The organism is Stenotrophomonas sp. YJH_SMC_65 (assembly GCF_059369475.1).
This window is the reverse complement of sequence record NZ_JCAFSR010000011.1, coordinates 87,535-108,659: the sequence shown is the minus strand read 5'-3', so window position 1 is coordinate 108,659 and position 21,125 is coordinate 87,535. Positions and strand designations below refer to the sequence as shown.

Annotated in this window: 18 protein-coding genes; 7 read left to right on the top strand and 11 right to left on the bottom strand. The window is 69.0% G+C overall.

Annotation, left to right across the window (positions count from 1 at the left end):
* The first annotated feature begins 23 nt into the window (after nt 1-23).
* Complete coding sequence (locus AC5P7A_RS18465; RefSeq protein WP_495220446.1) at nt 24-1,832, top strand: phosphoethanolamine transferase; 1,809 nt, start codon at nt 24-26, stop codon at nt 1,830-1,832.
* On the opposite strand, the gene AC5P7A_RS18460 is transcribed toward AC5P7A_RS18465, so the two are convergent.
* Nucleotides 1,736-2,656: a M14 family metallopeptidase gene (locus AC5P7A_RS18460; RefSeq protein ID WP_495220445.1), complete on the bottom strand. Its 921-nt coding sequence runs from the start codon at nt 2,654-2,656 to the stop codon at nt 1,736-1,738. The two genes, AC5P7A_RS18465 and AC5P7A_RS18460, sit on opposite strands and share 97 nt — an antisense overlap.
* A 146-nt stretch (nt 2,657-2,802) precedes the next feature.
* Here AC5P7A_RS18460 and AC5P7A_RS18455 point away from each other — a divergent pair, with 146 nt between their 5' ends.
* The 4 genes from AC5P7A_RS18455 to AC5P7A_RS18440 are packed head-to-tail and all read left to right on the top strand — an operon-like array spanning nt 2,803 to nt 6,739.
* Nucleotides 2,803-3,456, top strand: a complete 654-nt coding sequence (locus tag AC5P7A_RS18455) for a DUF3348 family protein (RefSeq protein ID WP_014647411.1) — start codon at nt 2,803-2,805, stop codon at nt 3,454-3,456.
* Nucleotides 3,457-3,466: 10 nt separating this feature from the next.
* Nucleotides 3,467-5,731, top strand: a complete 2,265-nt coding sequence (locus AC5P7A_RS18450) for a DUF802 domain-containing protein (RefSeq protein WP_346601202.1) — start codon at nt 3,467-3,469, stop codon at nt 5,729-5,731.
* Entirely contained in the window at nt 5,728-6,366 is a 639-nt protein-coding gene (locus AC5P7A_RS18445) for an OmpA family protein (protein ID WP_014647413.1), read from the top strand. The genes AC5P7A_RS18450 and AC5P7A_RS18445 overlap by 4 nt, the downstream gene beginning before the upstream one ends.
* Nucleotides 6,284-6,739, top strand: coding sequence for a DUF2894 domain-containing protein (locus AC5P7A_RS18440; protein WP_343229550.1), 456 nt, complete (start codon nt 6,284-6,286; stop codon nt 6,737-6,739). The genes AC5P7A_RS18445 and AC5P7A_RS18440 overlap by 83 nt, the downstream gene beginning before the upstream one ends.
* A 250-nt stretch (nt 6,740-6,989) precedes the next feature.
* Here the strand turns inward: AC5P7A_RS18440 and AC5P7A_RS18435 are convergent, their stop codons facing one another.
* The 10 genes from AC5P7A_RS18435 to AC5P7A_RS18390 all read right to left on the bottom strand — a co-directional run bounded on the left by AC5P7A_RS18435 (nt 6,990) and on the right by AC5P7A_RS18390 (nt 18,659).
* Complete coding sequence (locus AC5P7A_RS18435; protein WP_164165835.1) at nt 6,990-7,436, bottom strand: REP-associated tyrosine transposase; 447 nt, start codon at nt 7,434-7,436, stop codon at nt 6,990-6,992.
* Nucleotides 7,437-7,569: 133 nt separating this feature from the next.
* The gene (locus AC5P7A_RS18430; protein ID WP_169410426.1) at nt 7,570-8,328 is read right to left on the bottom strand and encodes a 2,3-dihydro-2,3-dihydroxybenzoate dehydrogenase; all 759 of its coding nucleotides are present in this window, start codon (nt 8,326-8,328) and stop codon (nt 7,570-7,572) included.
* The gene (locus tag AC5P7A_RS18425; RefSeq protein WP_495220444.1) at nt 8,319-12,209 is read right to left on the bottom strand and encodes an enterobactin synthase subunit F; all 3,891 of its coding nucleotides are present in this window, start codon (nt 12,207-12,209) and stop codon (nt 8,319-8,321) included. Before AC5P7A_RS18425 ends, AC5P7A_RS18430 begins: the two co-directional genes overlap by 10 nt.
* Nucleotides 12,206-12,463: a phosphopantetheine-binding protein gene (locus AC5P7A_RS18420; protein ID WP_014647418.1), complete on the bottom strand. Its 258-nt coding sequence runs from the start codon at nt 12,461-12,463 to the stop codon at nt 12,206-12,208. Before AC5P7A_RS18420 ends, AC5P7A_RS18425 begins: the two co-directional genes overlap by 4 nt.
* A complete protein-coding gene (locus AC5P7A_RS18415; RefSeq protein WP_024958585.1) occupies nt 12,463-13,095 on the bottom strand; it encodes an isochorismatase family protein in 633 nt (210 codons plus the stop codon). Before AC5P7A_RS18415 ends, AC5P7A_RS18420 begins: the two co-directional genes overlap by 1 nt.
* Nucleotides 13,095-14,747 carry a (2,3-dihydroxybenzoyl)adenylate synthase gene (locus AC5P7A_RS18410; RefSeq protein WP_495220443.1) on the bottom strand — a complete coding sequence of 551 codons (1,653 nt, stop codon included), beginning with the start codon at nt 14,745-14,747 and terminating at the stop codon, nt 13,095-13,097. Before AC5P7A_RS18410 ends, AC5P7A_RS18415 begins: the two co-directional genes overlap by 1 nt.
* Nucleotides 14,744-15,937, bottom strand: coding sequence for an isochorismate synthase (locus AC5P7A_RS18405; RefSeq protein WP_053494489.1), 1,194 nt, complete (start codon nt 15,935-15,937; stop codon nt 14,744-14,746). Before AC5P7A_RS18405 ends, AC5P7A_RS18410 begins: the two co-directional genes overlap by 4 nt.
* Nucleotides 15,934-17,130: an MFS transporter gene (locus tag AC5P7A_RS18400; protein WP_014647422.1), complete on the bottom strand. Its 1,197-nt coding sequence runs from the start codon at nt 17,128-17,130 to the stop codon at nt 15,934-15,936. The genes AC5P7A_RS18405 and AC5P7A_RS18400 overlap by 4 nt, the downstream gene beginning before the upstream one ends.
* 151 nt (nt 17,131-17,281) lie before the next feature.
* Nucleotides 17,282-17,593 carry a DUF3817 domain-containing protein gene (locus AC5P7A_RS18395; RefSeq protein WP_495220451.1) on the bottom strand — a complete coding sequence of 104 codons (312 nt, stop codon included), beginning with the start codon at nt 17,591-17,593 and terminating at the stop codon, nt 17,282-17,284.
* A gap of 130 nt (nt 17,594-17,723) precedes the next feature.
* Nucleotides 17,724-18,659 (bottom strand): TIGR03571 family LLM class oxidoreductase, encoded by a 936-nt coding sequence (locus AC5P7A_RS18390; RefSeq protein ID WP_495220442.1) that lies wholly within the window; start codon nt 18,657-18,659, stop codon nt 17,724-17,726.
* Between the two features lie 59 nt (nt 18,660-18,718).
* On the opposite strand from AC5P7A_RS18390, the gene AC5P7A_RS18385 reads away from it, so the two are divergent.
* Together AC5P7A_RS18385 and AC5P7A_RS18380 are read left to right on the top strand one after the other, a co-directional pair.
* Nucleotides 18,719-19,168 carry a GNAT family N-acetyltransferase gene (locus tag AC5P7A_RS18385; protein WP_049439384.1) on the top strand — a complete coding sequence of 150 codons (450 nt, stop codon included), beginning with the start codon at nt 18,719-18,721 and terminating at the stop codon, nt 19,166-19,168.
* A 97-nt stretch (nt 19,169-19,265) separates the two neighbouring features.
* On the top strand, nt 19,266-20,786 hold the full coding sequence (locus AC5P7A_RS18380; protein WP_041863549.1) for a thioredoxin family protein: 1,521 nt from the start codon (nt 19,266-19,268) through the stop codon (nt 20,784-20,786).
* The last annotated feature ends 339 nt before the right edge of the window (nt 20,787-21,125 follow it).

Here is a 21,125-nt window from a genome sequence, read left to right as displayed (position 1 = left end):
CTCCTGTTCCGCGGAACCTGCTCGTGCGTCAATGCCTCCGTTTCCCGCGGTCCCATCCAATCGTTCTGGTCTGGGCCGCCGCACTGTTCTTCGCCACGATTGGAAACATTGCCCTCTGGAAGACGCTCTGGGGGCTGATCGATCTCAACAGCCTGCGCAGCATGCTGTTCCTGGCCAGCCTGCCGCCGCTGCTGTTCTGCCTGTTCAACCTGCTGCTGACGCCACTGCTGGCACTGCCATTCCTGCGCAGGCCGCTGCTGGTGCTGCTCGTTGTCGTCAGCGCCGCGTGCAGCTACTTCATGCTGCACTACAACGTGCTGATCGATCGCAGCATGGTGCAGAACGTGTTCGAGACCAATCAGGCCGAACTGAACGCCTATCTGTCGCTGCCGCTGCTGTTGACCCTGCTGGCGCTGGGCGTGCTGCCCGCTGCCGGGCTCGCCCTGGTGCACACCACCAGCGGGGCCGGTTCGATACGTTCGCTGCTGGTGTGGCCGGCCAACGTCCTGGCGTCGCTTGTGGTGCTGCTGGTGATCGGCTTTTCGTTCTACAAGGACTACTCCTCGCTGCTGCGCAACAACCGCTACATCCGCGACCAGGTACTGCCGTTGAACGTGGTGCGCCATACCCACGGCTACCTGAAGAGCCTCTACAGCACCCGCCAGCAACCGTTGCGCCCAATCGGCACGGACGCGCGGCGCGTTCCGGGCCCGCGCCCGAAGCTGGTGGTCATGGTCGTCGGCGAGACCGCGCGTTCACAGAACTTCCAGCTCAACGGCTACCCACGCGCGACCAATCCCCGGCTCTCGCGCAAGGATGGCGTCATCAGCTTCAGTGATGTTTCCTCATGCGGAACCGCAACGGCGATTTCGGTACCGTGCATGTTCTCGCAGATGACCCGCCAGCAATACGACGACGTCCGCGCGGCGACCGAGGAGAACGTGCTCGACATCCTGCAGCGTACCGGCGTCGGCGTGCTCTGGCGCAACAACAACAATGGCGGCTGCAAGGGCGTGTGCGAGCGCGTGCCGACCGAGGACATGCCCGCACTCAAGGTGGCCGGCCGGTGCGTCAACGCCGACGGCACCTGCTACGACGACGTGCTGCTGCATCAGCTCGGCGCACGCATCGACGCCATCCACGGCGATGCCCTGGTCGTGCTGCATCAACTCGGCAGCCATGGGCCGACCTACTTTGAACGGTATCCCGCAGCGTCGCGGGCCTTCAGCCCGACCTGCGACAGCAACCAGATCCAGCACTGCAGCAACGAGGCACTGGTCAACACCTATGACAACACCCTGGTGCATACCGACCAGGTGCTGGCGGAGACCATCGACCTGCTGCAGGGCTATTCGGACCACCGCGACGTTGCGCTGATCTATGTCTCCGACCATGGTGAGTCGCTCGGCGAACGCGGCATGTACCTTCACGGCACGCCCTACTTCATCGCCCCGCGCGAACAGACCCAGGTGCCGATGGTGATGTGGTTCTCAACGGAGTTCAGCCGCAACGCGGGCCTGGACATGGCCTGCCTGCGTGGGAATGCGCTGCACCGCGCCTACAGCCACGACAATGTCTTCCATTCCCTGCTGGGCCTGTTCGGTGTCAGCAGCAGCGTGTACCAGCGCGATCTGGATGTCTTCGCCGGCTGCCGGGCGACGACCGGCGCGCCGCTCGCCACCGCGCCGGCCAAGCGGCACCGGCTGATGCCGGTCACCGCCCGGAACGTGGCACGCTACTGTGCGGCCAGGGCGAAATCCAGGCCGGCGCATACCGCCGCCACCTGGGCGTCGTTGCATTCCTGCGGGTTGGTGCGCGGGCTGTCCGGGTAGACCTCGGTGGTGGTGGCAAAGCGTGCATCGGTGAAGCCGGCGCAGGCACCAATCGAACGCGATTCGCCCCAGACCACGCCCGGCGACTGCAACGGCAGGCCGACCAGGTTGCCCTCGGCGTCGGCCGGGGCGATATGGGTGACCGGGGCGACGGCGGCGATCAGGGCCTTCTGGAACTCGGCCTGCGGATCCTCGCTGTTGCCGATCACGTAGAAGCCGTCCGGAATGGTGTCGCGCTCGAACGGCTTGCCGTCGCGGGCGCAGCGGGCCGGATCGAACTCGTGCAGGTCGCTGTCGGTGGTCTCGTGCAGGTCCAGGTGCACCAGCAGGTTCGACTTGCGCTCGGCCACCCAGCGCATCAGCGCGGCGGCTTCCTCGATCTGGCCGCCGTCACGGAAGCTGCGGTTCGGGTCGATGGCATCCGGGTTCCAGCGCTGGATGCGCTCGTAGCCCCATGGGCTGACGCACGGCGCCACGATCAGGTTCAGCCGGCCCAGGTAGCGCCCGGCCTGCTGTTCCAGGAACTGCAGGGCGCCATGCACGCCACTGGTCTCATAGCCGTGCACGCCGCCGGTGATCAGCGCGGTCGGCAGCGCCGGGTTCCAGTCGTGGTTGACCACGGCGAACAGCGGGTAATGGTCCGGCGCGTAGTCCAGCTGACCGTACTGGATCACATCGAAGCTGTCGTCCAGGCGTTCAAGCGCGGCCACCACATCGTCGTGGTAGCTGCGCTGGCGCTGCTGGCGGGCCCGCCACTGTGCGCGTTCCGCGTCGCCCCAGGGCTGTCCGGGGGTGCCGATCGGGTAGAACTGCGCAACAGTCATTGGGGAACTCCAGGGGTCGAACGGATGGGTGCAGCCGGACATTCTAAGCCTTGTCGCGCCTGCGGGGCCCCTCCCCCCGGCCCCGCCTTCATCCAGGCCGGGTCATCTGGTTGTAAAATCAACGGTTTTTGGCCCCTCACCCCTTGATGGCGAACGCAGCGCAGCCGGTCCTGGGTGGACCGGAGTTCCTCCGCCTGCTCGCCCGTCTCAGCGACGGCGCGATGCCGGCCACCAGTCCCGCCCTGACCGATCGCCTCGGCCAGTGGGTGGACTGGAGCCGCGCCGTGGCCCTGTCCGGGGCGCTCGGCGGACGCCTGCCCGAGCCCGGTGAAGCCGCCGAAGCGCTCGAGGATGTGCTGGCCGACTGCGCGCAGGCGCACGCCAGCCTGCTGGCCTCGATCAGTGAGGATGCCGAAGCCGAGCGCCTGCTGGACCTGGCCGAAGCCGCCGCTGTACCCAACTTCGCCTCGCTGCGCCAGCGCTATCGGGTGCTGCAGCAGGCCATCCAGACGGCCACCGGGCGCCTGCGCGGCCGCCTGCGCGACCAGCTGGTGCAGGTTTCACCCGAGCTGGCGCGGCTGGCCGAGGTCGATGCGGTGATGGAACAGACCCTCACCCCGCGCGAGCACAGCCTGCTGGCCACGGCGCCGGCGGTGCTCGGCGCCCGTTTTGAACGCGTGCACGGCCAGCCCGGCTGGCGCGCGGCCTTCCGCCATGACATGCGCACCCTGCTGCTCGCCGAGCTGCAGCTGCGCTTCCACCCGATCGAAGGGCTGCAAGACGCCCTGCGCTCCCACTGACCGGAACACCATGTCCAGAACTGTTTTCCATGTCGTTGTTTTCCTTGTCGGCCTGCTGGCCGTGTGCTGGATCGGCATTGGCTACGTTTCGGTGCATCCGCTGGGTGCAGCGGTGGCGGCGATCATCGCGGCCTGCTACGTCGCCGGTGGCGTGGAGCTGTATCGCTACCGCCAGGCCAGCAACGGCCTGCGCAGCGCGCTGAACGACCTGTCCAGCGCGAAGGAAAGCCTCGCCGCCTGGCTGGAACGCGTGCCGCTGGGCCTGCGCAACGCCGTGCGCCTGCGCGTGGAAGGCGAGCGCACCGCCCTGCCCGCACCGGTGCTGACCCCATACCTGGTTGGCCTGCTGGTGCTGCTGGGCATGCTCGGCACCCTGCTGGGCATGATGGACACGCTGCGTGGCACCGGCCTGGCGCTGCAGAGTGCGACCGACATGGCCGCGATCCGCGGCTCGCTGGCCTCGCCGGTGCAGGGCCTGGCGGTGGCATTCGGTACCTCGATCGCCGGTGTGGCCAGCTCGGCCATGCTCGGCCTGCTGGCGGCATTGCTGCGTCGTGACCGCCTGCAGGCCGTGCAGCAGCTGGACCGCGCCATTGCCGGCGACCTGCATCCGTACTCGCAGGCCTGGCAGCGCGCCGAATCGCTGCGCCTGCTGCAGGCACAGTCTGCGGCGCTGCCGGCGCTGGTCGACCGCCTGCAGGCGATGACCAGCACTTTTGAACAGCACAGTGCGGCCGCCAATGAGCGCCTGCTGGCCGGCCAGGCCGAGTTCCTGACCCAGAGCCAGGCCCTGCAGGAACGCCTGGCCGTCTCGCTGCAGCAGTCGCTGCGCGAAGGTGCCGAAGCCAGCGCCGCCGCCATCGGTGGTGCGCTGCAGCCGATGGCCGAAACCACCCTGGCTGGCCTGGCCCATCACGGCGAAGCACTGCATGCCCGCGTCGAGCAGGCCGTGCAGCAGCAGCTGGCCGGCCTGAGCGAGGGTTTCGAGCGCAGCCGCGTCGCCACCGAGGCCAGCTGGGCCAAGGTGGTGAGCGAGCAGACCCAGGCACAACAGGCGCTGGTCAGTGATCTGCGCCAGCACCTGCAGGCCTTCAGCGATGGCCAGGGCACGCACGCCGAAGCATTGGTCGCGCGTATCGGCGAGCGCCTGCAGGCCGATGCCCGCGGCAATGCCGAGGCATGGCGCGCCGCCGCCGAACAGCAGCAGGCACTCAACAGCGCGCTGGTCGAACGCCAGCAGCAGGCGTTGCTGGCCTCCAGCGAGCATCTGGACGCGCGCGCGCAGGCGCTGCTACAGGCGCTGGAGCAGCACCACAGCACCAGCCAGGCGCTGCTGCAGGACCACGAACTGCAGCGTTCGCAGCAGTGGCAGGCCGCGCAGGCCGCTGCCGCGGCCGCGCACGCCGAACTGCAGGCTGGCCTGGACAGCCGCGAGCAGCAGCGCCAGGCGCGCTGGGACGCGATCAGCGCCGAGCTGCAGCAGGCCCACGCCGCGCTGCAGGCGCAGCTGCAGGCCGGCGACGAACAGCGCCTGCAGCGCTGGAGCGAAGCCTTGCAGCACGTTTCCAGCGACCTGGCCGAGCGCCTGCAGGCCAACGGCGAACACCTGGCTGCGCAGCAGCAGCAGGTCTGCGACACCCTGGCGGCCACCGCACAGCAGATCGGCGAGAACGGTCGCGCGCAGGCCAGCGCCACGCTGGCTGAAGTGTCTACCCTGCTGCAGACCGCCGCGGCCGCGCCCAAGGCTGCTGCCGACGTCATCAACGAGCTGCGCAGCACGCTGTCCGAGAGCCTGGTGCGTGACAACGCGATGCTGGAAGAGCGCGGCCGCCTGCTGGCCACCGTGCAGACCCTGCTGGATGCGATCAATCACGCTTCGCACGAGCAGCGCACCGCTGTGGACGCACTGGTCGGTGGCTCGGCCGAGCTGCTGGAGCGGGTTGGCAATCGCTTCACCGACCATATCGCCGCAGAGACCGGCAAGCTGGATGGCATTGCCGCAGCGCTCAACGGCAGCGCTGCCGAAGTGGGCCAGCTGGCCGGCACGTTCGGCGAAGCGGTCGCGCAGTTCGGCAGTGCCGCCACCGAGCTGTCCGGCCGCCTGGAACAGATCGGCTGCGCACTGGATGCCTCGCTGGCCCGCAGCGACGAGCAGCTGGCCTACTACGTAGCCCAGGCGCGCGAGGTGGTCGACCTCAGCCTGCTGTCGCAGAAGCAGGTGATGGAAGAACTGCAGCAGCTGGCCGCGCGCCGCGGCAAGGCCGGCAGCGCATGAGCGACGAGCTGGAGGTCGACGGCGGTTCGCATGCCCCGATCTGGGCAGCCTTCGGCGACCTGATGTCGGTGCTGCTGGGCGCGTTCGTGCTGATACTGGTCGGTGTGGTCGCCGTGCAGCTGGAGCTGTCGCAGCGACTGGACCAGGAAGTGAAACAGCGCCAGGCCGAAGCCAAGCGCCTGCAGACGCTGGAGCAAGCGTTGGCTGGACCGCTGGCGGCCGGCCGCGTGACGCTGGTGGATGGCCGCATCGGCATCAGCGGCAGCGTGCTGTTCGCGCTGAACTCCGACCAGCTGCAGCCCGAAGGCCAGGAGCTGCTGCGCAGCCTGGCCGCACCGCTGGCCGCCTACCTGGGCAGCCGCGAAGAGATCCTGATGGTCAGCGGCTTCACCGATGACGCGCCGGTACGCGAAGGCAACCGGCGTTTCGCCGACAACTGGGAGCTGTCGGCGCAGCGCTCGCTGACCGTGACCCGCACCCTGATCGCCGATGGCGTACCGGCTGACGCCGTGTTCGCCGCTGCGTTCGGCAGCGAGCAGCCGGTCAGTTCCAATGCCGATGAGGAAGGCCGCGCACGCAACCGTCGCGTCGAGATCGCGCCGATTCCCAAGCCCAAGGCCCCGGATGCCAAGTAAGTCGCCAGCGCTCGAAGGCCTGCGCGCACTGGTGCGCGACCTTGATGCAGGGTCGCGCTCGCTGCCGCATTACCCGCAGGTGCCGATGCTGCAGCAGGTGCAGCGCGAGTGGTCGGAGCTGCGCAGCGAGCTGCAGGTGCGCCGCTCCCTGCGCGCCGAGGCCCCGGCTGACGGCGGCCCGCTGAACTCGGCGGTGCTGGTGCAGCGCATGCTGGACACGATGCAGGCCACCAGCCCCGGCTACCTGCGCCACTTCATCGACTACGTGGACACCTTGTCCTGGCTGCAGGCACTGCAGGATGGCGCCGCCAGCGGTGCGGATAGCGCAAAGCCGAAGCGCACGCGCAAGCCGCGCCAAACGCCGAAGGAGTAGCGCCGGCCGCTGGCCGGCAGCTACGCATCTCCGCGCGGGTCATGGGGTTGCCGGCCAGCGGCCGGCACTACCATCGCGGGTGCTCTGTGCGCCGGAACACGATCTGCGCTGCGCTTCGGTTCTGCCGTGGTACTGCCGGCCGCTGGCCGGCATCAGACCGGACCGAACACGGCCGAAGCGCACTCAAGCGGCGCTGAACAGCGAATGGCCGCGCTGAACATTGACTGGTAGTGCCGGCCGCTGGCCGGCATCACACCCAGACCGACCACGCATGCGGATACTCGCCAATCTGCCCAGCAAGACCGGCGCGTACCGGATTCCCCAGGATGTACAGCGCTTGCCGCGCCATCGACTCCTCGGCCCTCACGGCATGATCGAAGTAGCCGGGCTGCCACACCGTACTTCGACGGCCCGCCAAGCGATTCAGGGCAAGCGCGCTCGACGATTTCATCCGGCGTGCGATGTCTGGAAGGTGGGCTGCGCGCAGCTCGAACATCCAGTGGACGTGATCCGGCATGACGACCCATGCGTGTGACCGTACGAGCCCGCGCTGCTCGATGTAATCGAACTGGTCGATCACACATGCTGCTGCAGCTTCGCTTTCAAAGAGCCGGCGGCGCTGATGCGTGGTAGTTGTCAGAACGTAGACCTGGCCGATGATCGAGTGACGGCCCAGGCGGAGGCGATGGCTGCTCATGCGCCATGGTGGGTCGATCATTGCGCGTTGGCTGTCGGGCCATGGCTCGACGGGGGTTGGGAGATGTCTGAAGGTGAATGAGGTTGCCGGCCAGCGGCCGGCACGACCACAGCCGGCAGGCGGCCGTCGGGGCTCAGCCGCGCAGGGTGGCGCCGCCGTCGACGTACAGGTCGCTCATGGCCACGTGCCCGGCCTGATCGGAGAGCAGGAACATCACCGAGTGCGCGATGTCCTCCGGGGTGGCGAGTTTGCGCAATGGAATGCCGGCCTTGTAGGTCTCCAGGTTGCCGGCGATCACCCGCTCGGCACCGTGCTCGTCCTGCCACATGCCGGTCTGCATCGGGGTCAACGTCGATCCCGGGGCGACGATGTTGCAGCGGATGCCCAACGGCGCCAGCTCCAGCCCGAGGCAGCGGGTGAACATGGTGGCGGCGGCCTTGGATGCCGCATAGGCGGCCATCCCGTGTCGCGGCACACCGGCCGCATTCGAGCTGACGGTAACCATCGCGCCCTGCCCGCGGGGCGACATCACCCGCGCCAGAGCACGCCCGACATGGAACACGCCGTCGGTGTTCACCGCGAACACCCGGCGCCAGTCGTCATCGCCGGTCTCGGTCACGCCGCCCACATGCAGCACACCGGCCACGCTGGCGGCCAGCATGATCGGTCCGATGCTGGACTCGACCCGATCCACCAAGGCGTCGACGGCCGCACTGTCGGTCACGTCAAGAGCAAACGCCTGCACACGTGCATCCGCGAACATGGGTGCTTCGCGATCAGTCGCCACCACGATGCAACCGGCCGCGGCCAACAGCCGTACCAGTGCCTCACCGATGCCCCCGGCGGCACCGGTCACCAGCGCCACACGACCTTCAAAACCGGTCAATTGCATGTTGCGGTCTCCTGTTGCTCGTCCCAGTGGCGCAACCGCGCCGACAACCACGGTGCCAGCTGCGCCACCGCATCGCGGCCGGTCAGTTCGGCGTGCAGGAACGGCAGTTCCAGTGCCTGCACCTTGCGCGCGTGGCTCCGCCACAACGCCGACTGCAGCTGTGGCCGCGCCTGGTGATCCCGGCCAGCGCGGACGTGCACCAGCGTGCCCTCGAACGGCCGGTGGATATGTTCACGGATCAGCCGATTGGTACCGGTCACCGCGCGCACCACGCCGTCAAGCACCACATCCGGCAGGCTGCCCAGTGCACTCCCGCCGCGACGCAGGAACGCGAGTATGCGTTCCCGGCTGTCCAGTTCCGGATGCGCATCCGGGTCATGGCCGGCAATCGCCAGTAGTGCCCGCAGTGCGGCGACGGCGTCCGGTTCAGGCTCGGCCCGCCAGCACTCGCTGGGATAGGCGTCCAGCAGCACCAGCTCTCCAACGTCGCGGCCGATCTCATGCAGCCGCACCGCCATCGCCTGGGCCAGGATGCCGCCCACCGACCAGCCCAGCAGATGCACCGGCCCCTTCGGCTGCAGTGCGACCACGCGCTGTACGTAGTCGTTGGCCATCGCCTCGATGCTGCTCGGCAGTGGCAGCCGCGCGTCCAGTGCCGGCGACTGCAGGCCATACACCGGGCGGGCTGGTTGCAGTGCCCGGGCGAGCGTGCGGTAGTTCCAGGCGATGCCACCGGCCGGGTGCAGCACGAACAGCGGCGTGGGCCCGGCAGCGTCGGTTGCGGCCAGCGCGATCACCGGCCCCAGCGCGTGATCGGCCAGCGCGGGTGGCGCGGCAATACGAACCGCCAGCGCGGCCACGGTGGGCTGGGCAAACAAGGCGCCCAAACCCAGATCGCAGCGCCAGCGCTGCTCGATCGCCAGCAGCAGGTGCACCGCCGACAGCGAGTCACCGCCGAGACTGAAGAAGTCCGCATCCACCGCCACCGGCGCCTCACGCCCAAGCGCCTGTGCGAACAGCAACGCCAGCTCCTGTTCCAACGGCGTGCGCGGCGCCAAGCCGGCAACTTCACGTTGCGGTGGCTTCGGCAACGCATTGCGGTCGAGCTTGCCGTTGGCGGTCACCGGCCAGTGGTCCACACCAACGATGGCCGAGGGCACCATGTAGTCCGGCACACGCGTGGCGAGGTGGCTGCGCAGCATTACGGCATCGGCAAGCGCGGTCGGCACATAGGCCACCAGACGCGCTTCGCCGGGAGCATCCTGGCGTAGCAGCACTTCCACCCGCTCCATGCCCGGCAGTTCGCGCAAAGCCGCCTCGATCTCGCCCAGTTCGATGCGCAGGCCGCGCAGTTTCACCTGATGGTCGCTGCGGCCCAGGTACTCCACCGCACCATCGCGGCGCCAGCGCGCCACGTCGCCGGTGCGGTAGATGCGCTCGCCCGCCAGGAAAGGATCGGCAAGGAAGCGTTCGGCGGTCAGATCGTCGCGACCGAGATAGCCGCGTGCCAGCTGCACGCCGCCCAGGTACAGGTCACCGGCCACACCGACCGGCACCGGCTGCATCCGGGCGTCCAGCACGTACAGGCGGGTGTTCCAGACCGGGAAGCCGATCGGCACCGGCCGCGAGCAATCCTGCGCTGACGCCGGCCAATAGCTGACATCTACTGCGGCCTCGGTCGGGCCGTACAGGTTGTGCAGTTCTGCGCGCACGCGCGCATGGAAGCGGTCGCGCAACGCAGCGTCCAGCGCCTCGCCACTGGTGAATACGCGGCGCAGCTGCAAACCTTCGGAGGCCGGCGCAGCGAGGAAGGCGTCGAGCATCGACGGCACGAAATGCGCGGTGGTGATGCCATGGCCCCGGATCAAGCGCGCCAGTTCAGTGGGATCGCGATGCGCATCGGGCCTGGCAACCACCAGCGTTGCCCCGCACAGCAGCGGCAGGAAGAATTCCCAGACCGAGACATCGAAGGTGGCCGGGGTCTTCTGCAGCACGCGGTCATCGGCGCCGATGTCGTAGTGCTCGCGCATCCACAGCAGGCGATTGACGATCGCGCGGTGTTCGACGACCACGCCCTTGGGCTCGCCGGTCGAACCGGAGGTATAGATCACATAGGCGGCATCGCTGGGCGCAGGATCCGCCCATGGCGCCGCAAAACTCAGCGCGGTCCACTGCTCCGGCGCGAGCACCGGCACACCGGCCATGCGCACCGATACGTCTGGCGCAGCCAGTACGCACACCGGCTGCGCCGACGCAAGAATACGTGCCAACCGCTCGTCAGGATGGGCAAGGTCCAGCGGAAGATAGGCCGCGCCTGCGCGCAGCACCGCGACCAGCGCGAGCACCAGTTCCAGCGAGCGCGGCAATGCCACCGCGACTACGCTGCCCGGGCCGACGCCCATCCCGCGCAGTTGTGCGGCAAGCGCGAAACTGCGCGCTTCCAGCGTTGCATAGTCGAGCGTAGTGTCGCCGAACACCAGCGCCGGCGCGTGCGGATCCCGATCCATGCCCTGCTGCAGCAGTTCAACCAGGGTAGTCTCGGGAAGAGCGTGCGCGGTGGCATTGAAACCGTGCAGCACCTGCTGCGCCTCCTCAAGCGTCGCCAAAGGCACGGCTGCGATATCGTCAGCCTGCAATGCTGCCGACACGAAATGCAGCAACCGCGCTGCATGCGCCTCGACATCCTCGCGACTGTACAGCGCGGGATTGGCCTCGATCTCCAGATCGAGAAGGTGCTGGCCATCGCCACGGAAGCCCAGTGTCAGATCATCCACCGGCCCGGTGCACAGCACCTCCAGCGTCGCCTGCACGCCGGCCAGCGCCAGCGGCTTGTAGAACGGCTGCACATTCACCAGCGGACCGTGCAGGCGCTGCTGCGCGCCGACCAGCCCCAGGTCCCGGCGCAGCTGCTCACTGCGGTAACGGCCGTGCTTGCGACCCTGGCTGAGCTGCCGGCCCAGGCCGCGGGTGAAGGCCTCGACGCTGCCCTCGCCGGCCGCTACGCGCAGCGGCAACACGTTCATCGCCATCGCCGGCACCCGCGCCGACGCGTTGCCGAGCCGGCCCATGTAGGGCACGCCCAGCACCACTTCATCGGCGGCGCTCATCCGCCGCAGGTACTCGCCCGCCAGCGCGGCCAGCACATCCGGCCAGGGCTGCAGCCAACGTGCCGAGGCCTGCAGCAGCTGCTCACGGAAGGCCGCATCGAGCGGCTGCACCCAGCGCAGCGCATCGTCGCTGGCCGCCACGGTACCCGCCAGGCCCACGCCCGCCGGCGCCCCCTGCAACTGCTCGCGCCACCAGCGCCCGGCCTGCGCACGACGCGGGTCGGCACGATAGGCGGCGTCATCCGCCAGCACGCCCGCCAGCCCTGGCAGCGGTTCAGCCATGCGACCGGCATGCAACGCGCACACGCGATCGGTGAACAGCGCCATGCCGTAGCCATCGGCGGCCAGATGATGCACGCGCAGGTACCAGACCCAGCGCTGCCCGCCCAGGTCAAACAACACCTGCTGACTGATCCGGTCACGGGTGGGATCGACCGGGCTCAGACGGTCGGTGTGCATCAGGTTGCGTGCCGCAGCGGCGGGATCCGCCGCGGTGGAAACATCGCGCACCGAAAGCAGCGGCACGTGTGCCGGGTCATGCCACTGCAGCGGCTGGCCATCGGCCCCTTCGGCAAAGCGCAATGCGAAGGCCTGGGCCTCGCCTGCAGCCTGGTCTGCCGCTGCAATGAACGCGGCCACGTCCAACGGGCCGTCGATCCACACCGCGTGCGCGGTATTGAATGACGGATTGTCCGGTGCCAGCCGCTGTGCGAACCACAGTCCGGCCTGGGCCTCGGTCAATGCCACCGGTGTGGCCAGCGCAGCGGCGTTCATGCGTTCTGCGCGGCCTGCAGTTGCTGCACCACAGCCCACCACTGGCGCAGCGTGGTGTGCTCGGCCAGCTGCGAGAACTCAATGGGCAGGCCGGTGTTGCCCCAGGCCAGGACCAGGCCGAGCATGCGCATCGAGTCCAGGTCCAGGTCGATCAGGTTGTCGTCGTCACCGATCTCGGCCGGGGCACATTCCAGCACGCGCGCCACGTCGGCACGCATCCGCTCCAGATCCAGCACCTCACCCGTGGCAGCCATCACAGCACCTCCAGCAGCTGGTCGGTGGTCATCGGCACCCCGCTGGTGCGCGCAATCCAGTGCAGCGCCTGATCATGATCGGCGCGCGAGAAGTCCGCCACGGCATCGGCGGCGATGAAGGCCTCGATATCACGCTGGAACGCTTCGACCACGGTCGCGGTGCAGCCGATATGCGCGTACACGCCGGTCACCAGCAGCTGGTCGCGTCCACGCACCCGCATCAGCGTCTCCAGGTTGCTGCGCTGGAACGCGCTGTAGCGGTGCTTCACCAGCACGTGCTCGCCAGGCTGCGGTGCCAGTGCCTCGATGATTGGTTCATGGTCGGCGCTGCGACGCATGCCTGGTCCCCACAGGTCGGCCTGCAGGCCACGGTCACGGCGGTCCTGGTCGCCATGCTGGGCGGTGTAGAACACCGGAATGCCGTGCGCGCGGCAATGCGCCAGCAGCCGTGCGATGTTGTCCACTGCCGGCCGCAGCGGTGCGTTGCCGGCGTCGAATGCGGCCAGGAAATAGCGCTGCATGTCGTGCACCAGCAGCGCGACACGATCGCGCTGCGGGCGCCACGGGCCGCGCGCCTGCGGCAGTTCGGCGGCAGTCGGCAAGGGGTAATCGGTGATACGGGGCAGCGCCATCAGCGCGTTCCTCCTGTCTGTTGCAGATGACGCGCACGCAGCTGCGCGCGCAGTTCGCGGCGGCTGATCTTGCCGACCGCGGTGGTATCGAAGCTGTCGACGAACACGACCTGGTCCGGCACCTTGAACGCGGCCAGGCCGCGCCCGCGCATCCAGGCCTTCAGTGCCGGCGCCTTGAACGGCTCGCCCTGCGCAATCACGAACGCGCAGCTGCGCTCACCGAGATACTCGTCAGGAATGGAGACCACGGCGGCGTCGAACACGCCGGGGTGGGCCAGAAGGTGATCTTCGATCTCCTCGGCGGAGATTTTCTCGCCCGCCCGGTTGATGTGGTCACCGGCACGGCCCTGCACCACCAGGTAGCCTCCGGGCAGCTGCTGCACGCGGTCGCCGGTGCGGTAGAAGCCGTCGTCGGTGAACGAACGCGCATTGGCCACCGCATCGTTGTGGTAGCCACGGATGGTGTAAGGGCCGCGGGTCAGCAGATGCCCTACCTCGCCATTGGCCACCGGCTGGTCATGGTCATCGACCACGCGCACCTCGTCGTCCGGGCTGATCGGCCGACCCTGGCAGGCTACGATCAGTTCTTCCGGATCATCCAGCCGTGTGTAGTTCACCAGGCCTTCGGCCATGCCGAACACCTGCTGCAGCGTGCAGCCAAGACCGTCAATCACCCGCCGTGCGGCTTCCGGCACCAGTTTGGCCCCGCCTACCTGCAGTACCTGCAGGCTGGACAGGTCGTGCTTGCTGGTGGCGGCGGCCTGTGCCCACAACAGCGCCAGCGGCGGCACCAGCCCACAGCAGGTCACTTGCTCACGCGCGATTAGCGGGAAGGCCACGTCCGGCCCCGGACCGGGGCTGAGCACTACGCGGGCACCTGCATACAGCGCGCCGAAGAAACCGGGCGAGCTCATCGGGAAGTTGTGCGCGGCCGGCAGCGCGACCAGGTACACGCTGTCGCGGTCGATGCCGCAGAGGTCATTGCTGGCACGGAACGAGTAGATGTAGTCGTCGTGGGTGCGTGGAATCAGCTTGGACAGCCCGGTGCTGCCACCGGAGATCTGCAGGAACGCCACCGACTGCGGGTCCGGGTCGGCCGGCAGCTGGTTGCGGTCTCCCTGCAGCGCCTCGAGCGTGGTGAACTCTGCTGCGTCGCCATCGATGACCACGTTGCGCAGTGCCGGCACCTCGGCCTGCAGCGCCCGCGCCAGCCCGCGATGATCAAAGCCATCGTGCAGGTCGGCAGTGATGTAGGCACTGGCTTCGGCCTTGTTGGCGAAGTGCACCAGCTCGGTGATGCGGTGCGCCGGCAGCGCGTACACCGGCACCAGGCCGGCGCGGAACAGCCCGCATACGGTGGCGATGAACCCGGCGGTGTTGCCCAGCTGTACCAGCACCCGCTCACCGGGTTGCAGGCCGAGTGCCAGCAGTCCGGCACCGATGCGACCGGCCTCGTGCCACAGCTGCGCGTAGCTCAGGCGCACATCGCCAGCGACCACGGCGATGTCATCAGCGTAGCGTTCCGCACGCTCACGCAGGAACGCCGGGAAGGTCTCGCCGCGCCAGTAGCCCGCCTCGCGATAGCGCGCCACCAGCGCATCGGGCCATGCCTGCTGCAGTGGCAGGCGGGAAGAAACAGTGGGCGTGTTCATGCAGCAGGCTCGATGACGGGCGCGGCGTCGTGGACGCCCAACGCGTTCAACAGGGCGGCAAACTTCGCCGCGGTTTCGGCGACCTCGGCCTCGGGCTGCGACTGGGCAACGATGCCGGCGCCGGCGTACAGGCGCAGCTGCGTGCCCTGCAGGCGTGCGCAGCGGATCGCCACATACCAGTCACCATCCCCTTGCGCATCCAGCCAGCCGACCGCACCGGCATAGAAGCCACGCGGCACCGGCTCAAGCTCGCGGATACGCTGCAGTGCCGCCAGCCGGGGTGTACCGCAGACCGCCGGCGTTGGATGCAACTGCGCCAGCAGCTCGGCCGCCGATGTCTGCGGATCCTTCAGGGTGGCGTGGATGCGGGTGCCGAGATGCCACATGCTGGCGGTGGCATGCAGCACCGGGCGCGGCTGCGCATCGATGTGGCTGCAGTACGGCGCCAGGCCCTCGATGATGGCCTCGACCACGTGGCGGTGCTCGTCATGGTCCTTGTTCGAAGCCAGCAGCGCCTGCGCGGCGCGCTCGTCCTCGGCGGCATCGGCACTGCGGCGCGCGGACCCGGCCAGCGGGTGCGACAACAGCTCGGCGCCACGCTTGCGCAGCAGCAGCTCCGGTGTTGCGCCGACCAGCCAAGCCGGTGCGTGCCCCGGTTCAACCGGAAGCGGCACCGCATAGGTCGCCACCGAGGGATCCGCGCCCAACCGCGCCAGCAGCACCTCTGGAGACAGCGCATGGCGGCTGTGCGCCAGCAGGCTGCGCGCCAGCACCACCTTGTGCAGGTCCTGGTCGGGCGCGCGCAGCGCCTTCACTGCCGCGGCAACCGCGGCTGCATAGTCCTGCGCTGCGGGCTCCGCCTGCAGCGGGCCCTGCAGCGCCGGCGCCGCCCGTGGTTGCAACGGCAGGGCCGGCAGCAGGCGCTCGGGCTGGTACAACGCGTCGTCGGCACGCGGTTCGAATGGCACCGCACCGACCAGCAGGCCCGGACCGCCACGCTGCTGGGCGAAGAAGGCCGCAACGCGCTCCGCCAGGGTTGCCAGCGCGCCACCCGGCAGCGCGAGGCGGCAACCGCGTGCGTGCACATGCTGGCCGGCATGCTGCAGCAGGAACAGCGACGCGTCGTCAGTGCTCTCCAGCGGCGCGGGCGCAGCCTCCGGCCACGCGCCCTGCATCAGGGAATCGTTCATGGGGTCTCCTTCATCCGATGCGCTGCAGCCAGCGCGCACAGCAACAGCAGCAGCGCGCCGACCAGCAGATATGGCAGGCTGGGCCCGCCGCGATACAACAGCGTGCCGAGCATCGGCCCGGCCACCATGCCCAGCCCCTGCGCGGCAGCGACCGTGCCCGCCGCGGCACCCTGCTCGTGCGCTTCCACCGCGTCGGCGGCCAGCGCCTGGAACGAGGGGAATACGAAGCCCATGCCGAACGCGGCCAGCGCGTATGCCGCCGGCAACTGCCAGCCCTGCTGCACGCCCGCCACCGAAGCAAAGCCAATGCCGGAAATCAGCGCGCCGAGGATGATCCAGCGGCGCGGATGCACCTCCAGCTTCATCACCAGCGCCTGCGCCAGGATCAGGCCGATGCCGACCGCGGTCAGCGCGATGCCGGCCATGCGTGCACCAGCGGCAGCATCCAGGCCCAGGCGATCAATCGCGAAAAAGCCCACCGTCACCTGCGCGATGGTCACCGAGACCATGGCGATGAGCGCCGCCAGCTGCGGCAGGCGCAGGCGCGGGTCGAGGCGGCTCATCGGCGCGCGGCGCTGTGCGGACGCGCCAACCACCGGCGGTGTAGCCGGCAGCCGCCAGGCCAGCAATGCCAGTGCCAGCAGCGGCAGCAACGCGGCCACGTACAGCGCCAGCGAAAGGTTGGTATAGGCAAGCCAGCCGGCAGCGGCCGGCCCGAGCACCATGCCCAGCGCATTGGCGCTGCCCAGTCGGGCGAGGAATTTCGCACGTTGGCCGGTCGGTGCCTTGTCGGCGATGATCGCGGCTGCGGTGGGCGGCACCGCCGCGTAGAACAGGCCGATCAGGCCTCGCGCACCGACCAGCACCAGCACCGATACCAGTACCGGCGGCACCGCCTGCAGGGCAACGTCGATGAACACTGCCAGCGCGATGTAGACCACGGTGTAGGCGCTCATCGCCAGCATCAGCACGCGCTTGCGGCCGATGCGGTCGCTGAGCTGGCCCCATGGGCGAGCGGCCAGCATCCACAACGCGCCCGCGGCGGTGACCGACAGTCCGGCATGCCACTCGGACAGCCCGAGCATGCGGACCACCGGACCGATCACGGCGACGAAGGACATCATCGCCATGGTGCCGATCAGGGCGGCCACTACCAGCGCCGGCAAGCCGGGAACGACGGGACGTGCGTGCATGGAACACCAGCCGTAACAGGAAGGGATCGCCGGGCGCACCTGCGCCCCGCCCGGCGCCGGCCCTGCTCAGGACCGGACGCCATCCTCAAATGATAACGGCTCGTATTTGCATTTGATACCCATTCTCTTGAACGGGCACGCAACAGCGACTTCAGCGCACCGCGCGCAGGACCAACAGGCCACGGCGCTTGAACCACCATTCCAATGGCAGCGTCACCAGCGGCGGGATGGCTGCCAGTAGCGCCAGCGCACTGGCCCACCACGGCCAGCGCAGGCGCAGCGTCGCGAACAGCGTCACCGCCACATAGAGCAGGAACGCCACGCCATGCAGGGGTCCGAACAGCTTCACCAGCGCCACGTTGGCCATGGGGCCGTACTTCATCCACATGCCGGTGAGCAGGCCGGCCCAGGTCACAGCCTCGATGAAAGCGACCGCGGCGAACAGGCGTCCGCTCGGGTGCATGGGGGAAGGTTGGGTCACGCGGGGCTCCGGCAGCGGGGTATCAAATGCGAATGATACGCAGATGCGGACTTCCAGCACACAGGCGAGCGCAGCGTTGGCAACGATGAAGCGCGTCCACCCAGGTGGACACCTACCGGAGCGTGTATGGCAGAACCTGCTCCCCGATCTCACGCAACACCGCGTCCATCGGCCGCCCGTTGTCGACCAGATTGAACATCACGTGCGCCACGCCCTGCCCATGCACGCGCAGCAGATAGTCACGCAGGCCATCGCGGCCGACCTTCAGGCCCAGCGGCAGCGGCTCGGCTGGCGCCTGCGGATCTGCCTGCAGATCCAGAAGCATCGACTGCACGAATGGCTTGCCCGGCCCACCGCGCTGCACCAGCGCCTGCTGCCACAGGCCGATGCGCCCCTCCTGCGCGGCCTCCTCACGATGATAGGTGGCCCAGCCTTCGGCCTCGCGCGCGATCCACTGCAGGCTCTGCCGTGCGGTACCCACCACCAGCATCGGGATGCGGGTTGCCGGCGCCGGCAGCACGTCGAAGCCACCCGTGGCCTGCAGTACGGCGATCCGCGCATCGGCCTCCGGTGACAATGCCGCGCGCAGCAACGTCCAGCGCTCACGGAAGGTCGCCGCCCTGCCCTCCAGATCCTCGCCGAAGGCGGCGAATTCTTCCGGGCGGTCACCCGAACCCAGGCCCAGCACGAACCGCCCTGCACTGATCCGGTCCAGGCTCAAGGCCGACTTCGCCACCTGCAACGGCTGGCGCAACGGCAACACGATGGCGGCGGTACCGACCACGATGCGCGTGGTCGCGGCGGCCAGCATGCCCAGCCACAGGAAGGGGTCGTCCAGCGCGCTCGCCGTCGCGTCCGGACCCTGCGGCACCATCAGCGGTACATCGCGCGCCCACAACGCGGCGAAACCAAGATCGTCGGCCAGCCACGCAATGCGCCGCGCCGCGCCCGGATCGGCCAGCCCATGCGCCGCAACGGGCGTCATCAGGCCCAGGCTCAGTCCCTGTTGCGGAAACAACGAAGCGTAGGCGGGATTGAATTCACTCATGGGACCAGCTTAGCGTGCAGGCAACCGGCGACGATCACACGCCACAGGAAGATCGCTGCATGCCGAGGATCCGCCCCGCCCACATCGATGACATGCCCGCGATGAGCGCGGTATGCCTGGCCGCATTCACTGCAGCCGTCGCGCCCTCGCTCAGCGCGGCCGGCATTGCTACGTTCGGCAGTGTCGCCGCCGCCGATGCGTTCGCTGCACGCCTGCAGGGTGACAACCAAATCCTGGTGGCCGAGCAGGATGGCCGCATCCTCGGCGTGGTAGAGCTGAAGGAAGGCCGCCACCTGGCGATGCTGTTCGTCGATCCCGCCTGCCAGGGCCAGGGCATCGGCCATGCCCTGTTCGAAGCCGTGCTGCCGCACCTGCGCACACCGGTGCTGACCGTGCGCGCCTCGCTCAACGCAGTGCCTACCTACCTGCGCTATGGCTTCGTGCTGGACGGTGATGTCGGCGAGTTCAACGGGCTGGTGTACCAGCAGATGGTGCGGGCAGCCGCCTGAGGGCAGCGGGTGTCATGCCCCGCTGCACGGCCGATATAAGCAAACTGAATCAGCACACTCCCCGGCCATTCCTACAATGGACTGTCCCCCCTTCGAGATGCCGCCGATGCGCGTCGCGCTTTCCGTGTTGCTGCTGGCTTCGGCGCTGAGCGCCTGCACCCCGGCCCCGGTGTCCACCGCCAGCTCCGCCGAGGCGCCCGCGCCGGCGTCCGCCATCGCCTGGCGCCAGGGCGATGTGGACGATGCCTTCGCCGAGGCCGCCGACAGCGGAAAGCCGGTGCTGCTGTACTGGGGCGCGGTCTGGTGCCCGCCGTGCAACCAGCTCAAGGCCGGCCTGTTCAAGGACCCGGCGTTCATCGCGTTGACCGGCAAGTTCGTGCCGGTCTACCTGGATGGCGACGAGGAAGGGGCACAGGCCTGGGGCGAACGCTTCGGGGTGCGCGGCTATCCGACCCTGATCGTGCTGGACCCACAACGCACTGAGCTCACCCGCGTGGCCGGCGGCAACGACGCGGCCGAACTGACCCGTGCGCTGACCGTCGCGGCCGGGCGCCGCAGCGCCATCGCCGCCACCCTGGCGACGGCACTGGCCACGCCGGACAGGCTGGCCGCCGAAGACTGGCAGGTGCTGGGCGACTACGGCTGGGAAGTCGACGCCAACCGCCTGGCCGGCGAGCGCAGGAGCCAGGATGTGCTGCGCCAGCTGTCCAAGGCCGCACCCGACGCGGCGCTGCAACGCCGCTTCGCCCTGCTGGCCCTGGCCACCGCCGACACGCCCGCCAGCTCGCCCACCGAGGTGCGTGAGCTGCTGCAGGCAGTGCTGGCGCAACCTGCCGAAGTCCGTCGTAACCGCGAACTGCTGGGCTACGCGGGCGCGACGCTGGTCAAGCAGGCCAGTGCGGGGCCGGCCACCAGCAACACGCTGGGACAGCAGCTGCTGGTCGCACTGGAGCGCGCAGATGCCGAGCGCGGCAACCGTGCCGACGACGCGCTGTCGCGTGCGCTGACCGAAGTGTCGCTGGCCCGTCAGCAGCAGCCCAACGGCGCACTGCCCGCGGCCCTGGTTGAGCGGGTCAAGCAGCGCGTGGCCGCTGCCGATGCCGCCGCCACCGATGCGCATGCACGCCAGGCCACGATCAGCAGCGCGGTCTACGCACTGCGCCAGGTCGGCGACGACGCGGGCGCCGAGGCGCTGTTGCTGGCCGAGCTGAAGCGCAGCGAGCAGCCGTACTACTACATGCCCGAGCTGGCCGAACTGGCCGAGCAGCGCGGCGACACCGCCGGCGCACTGGAGTGGCTGAAGCGCGCCTACGATGGCGCGCAGGGCCCGGCCACCCGCGTACAGTGGGGCGTGCTGTACGTGGAGGGCCTGTTGAAGCTGGCGCCGGACGATGCACCACGCATCGAGCAGGCCACCGCCTCGCTGATCGCCGAACTGGAAGCGCAGCCGTCGGGCTACCACCAGCGTACCCGCCAGCGTTTCGAGCGCCTGGCCGGGCAGTTGAAGACGTGGAGCGGCAAGCACCAGGGCGCCGAAACACTGGCGCGGCTGCAGCAGCGGATGCAGCAGGCGTGCGGGGAACAGGTTGATGGTGCGTGCAAGGATTGGTTGAGTTGAGTTGATGAAGGCGCTGGCGGCTGGTTCGCCTGCCGGCGCTTTTGTTGATATCGGCTGTGACGGGGGAAGGGGCCGGCCGGGACACGCCGTAAACCCATCCTTGGGGGCTCGATGGCGCCATCCATGGCGCCAACGGTCCCGGCCAGCCCCTTCCCCCGCCACCCGACGGTTTCCTGCGAGCGCGGGCAGCGCAACAGCGCGCCGGTGAGGTTCGAAAAGCGGGTTCTGGTAGTGCCGGCCGCTGGCCGGCAACCCGACCTTCGCTGATTGCCGGCCAGCGGCCGGCACTACCATGCCGCTCCTGCTCCTGCCTTTGACTCCGTCTCCGCGCCAGCGCAG

Excerpts from the sequence above, each read along its gene's own strand:
- AC5P7A_RS18430 (WP_169410426.1), bottom strand. The coding sequence starts at position 8,328 with ATGCAATTGACCGGTTTTGAAGGTCGTGTGGCGCTGGTGACCGGTGCC.
- AC5P7A_RS18380 (WP_041863549.1), top strand. The coding sequence starts at position 19,266 with ATGCCGCCGATGCGCGTCGCGCTTTCCGTGTTGCTGCTGGCTTCGGCG.
- AC5P7A_RS18400 (WP_014647422.1), bottom strand. The coding sequence starts at position 17,130 with ATGCACGCACGTCCCGTCGTTCCCGGCTTGCCGGCGCTGGTAGTGGCC.
- AC5P7A_RS18425 (WP_495220444.1), bottom strand. The coding sequence starts at position 12,209 with ATGAACGCCGCTGCGCTGGCCACACCGGTGGCATTGACCGAGGCCCAG.
- AC5P7A_RS18405 (WP_053494489.1), bottom strand. The coding sequence starts at position 15,937 with ATGAACGATTCCCTGATGCAGGGCGCGTGGCCGGAGGCTGCGCCCGCG.
- AC5P7A_RS18440 (WP_343229550.1), top strand. The coding sequence starts at position 6,284 with ATGCCGATGAGGAAGGCCGCGCACGCAACCGTCGCGTCGAGATCGCGC.
- AC5P7A_RS18445 (WP_014647413.1), top strand. The coding sequence starts at position 5,728 with ATGAGCGACGAGCTGGAGGTCGACGGCGGTTCGCATGCCCCGATCTGG.
- AC5P7A_RS18420 (WP_014647418.1), bottom strand. The coding sequence starts at position 12,463 with ATGGCTGCCACGGGTGAGGTGCTGGATCTGGAGCGGATGCGTGCCGAC.
- AC5P7A_RS18395 (WP_495220451.1), bottom strand. The coding sequence starts at position 17,593 with ATGCACCCGAGCGGACGCCTGTTCGCCGCGGTCGCTTTCATCGAGGCT.
- AC5P7A_RS18435 (WP_164165835.1), bottom strand. The coding sequence starts at position 7,436 with ATGAGCAGCCATCGCCTCCGCCTGGGCCGTCACTCGATCATCGGCCAG.
- AC5P7A_RS18385 (WP_049439384.1), top strand. The coding sequence starts at position 18,719 with ATGCCGAGGATCCGCCCCGCCCACATCGATGACATGCCCGCGATGAGC.
- AC5P7A_RS18450 (WP_346601202.1), top strand. The coding sequence starts at position 3,467 with ATGTCCAGAACTGTTTTCCATGTCGTTGTTTTCCTTGTCGGCCTGCTG.
- AC5P7A_RS18415 (WP_024958585.1), bottom strand. The coding sequence starts at position 13,095 with ATGGCGCTGCCCCGTATCACCGATTACCCCTTGCCGACTGCCGCCGAA.
- AC5P7A_RS18460 (WP_495220445.1), bottom strand. The coding sequence starts at position 2,656 with ATGACTGTTGCGCAGTTCTACCCGATCGGCACCCCCGGACAGCCCTGG.
- AC5P7A_RS18410 (WP_495220443.1), bottom strand. The coding sequence starts at position 14,747 with ATGAACACGCCCACTGTTTCTTCCCGCCTGCCACTGCAGCAGGCATGG.
- AC5P7A_RS18390 (WP_495220442.1), bottom strand. The coding sequence starts at position 18,659 with ATGAGTGAATTCAATCCCGCCTACGCTTCGTTGTTTCCGCAACAGGGA.
- AC5P7A_RS18455 (WP_014647411.1), top strand. The coding sequence starts at position 2,803 with ATGGCGAACGCAGCGCAGCCGGTCCTGGGTGGACCGGAGTTCCTCCGC.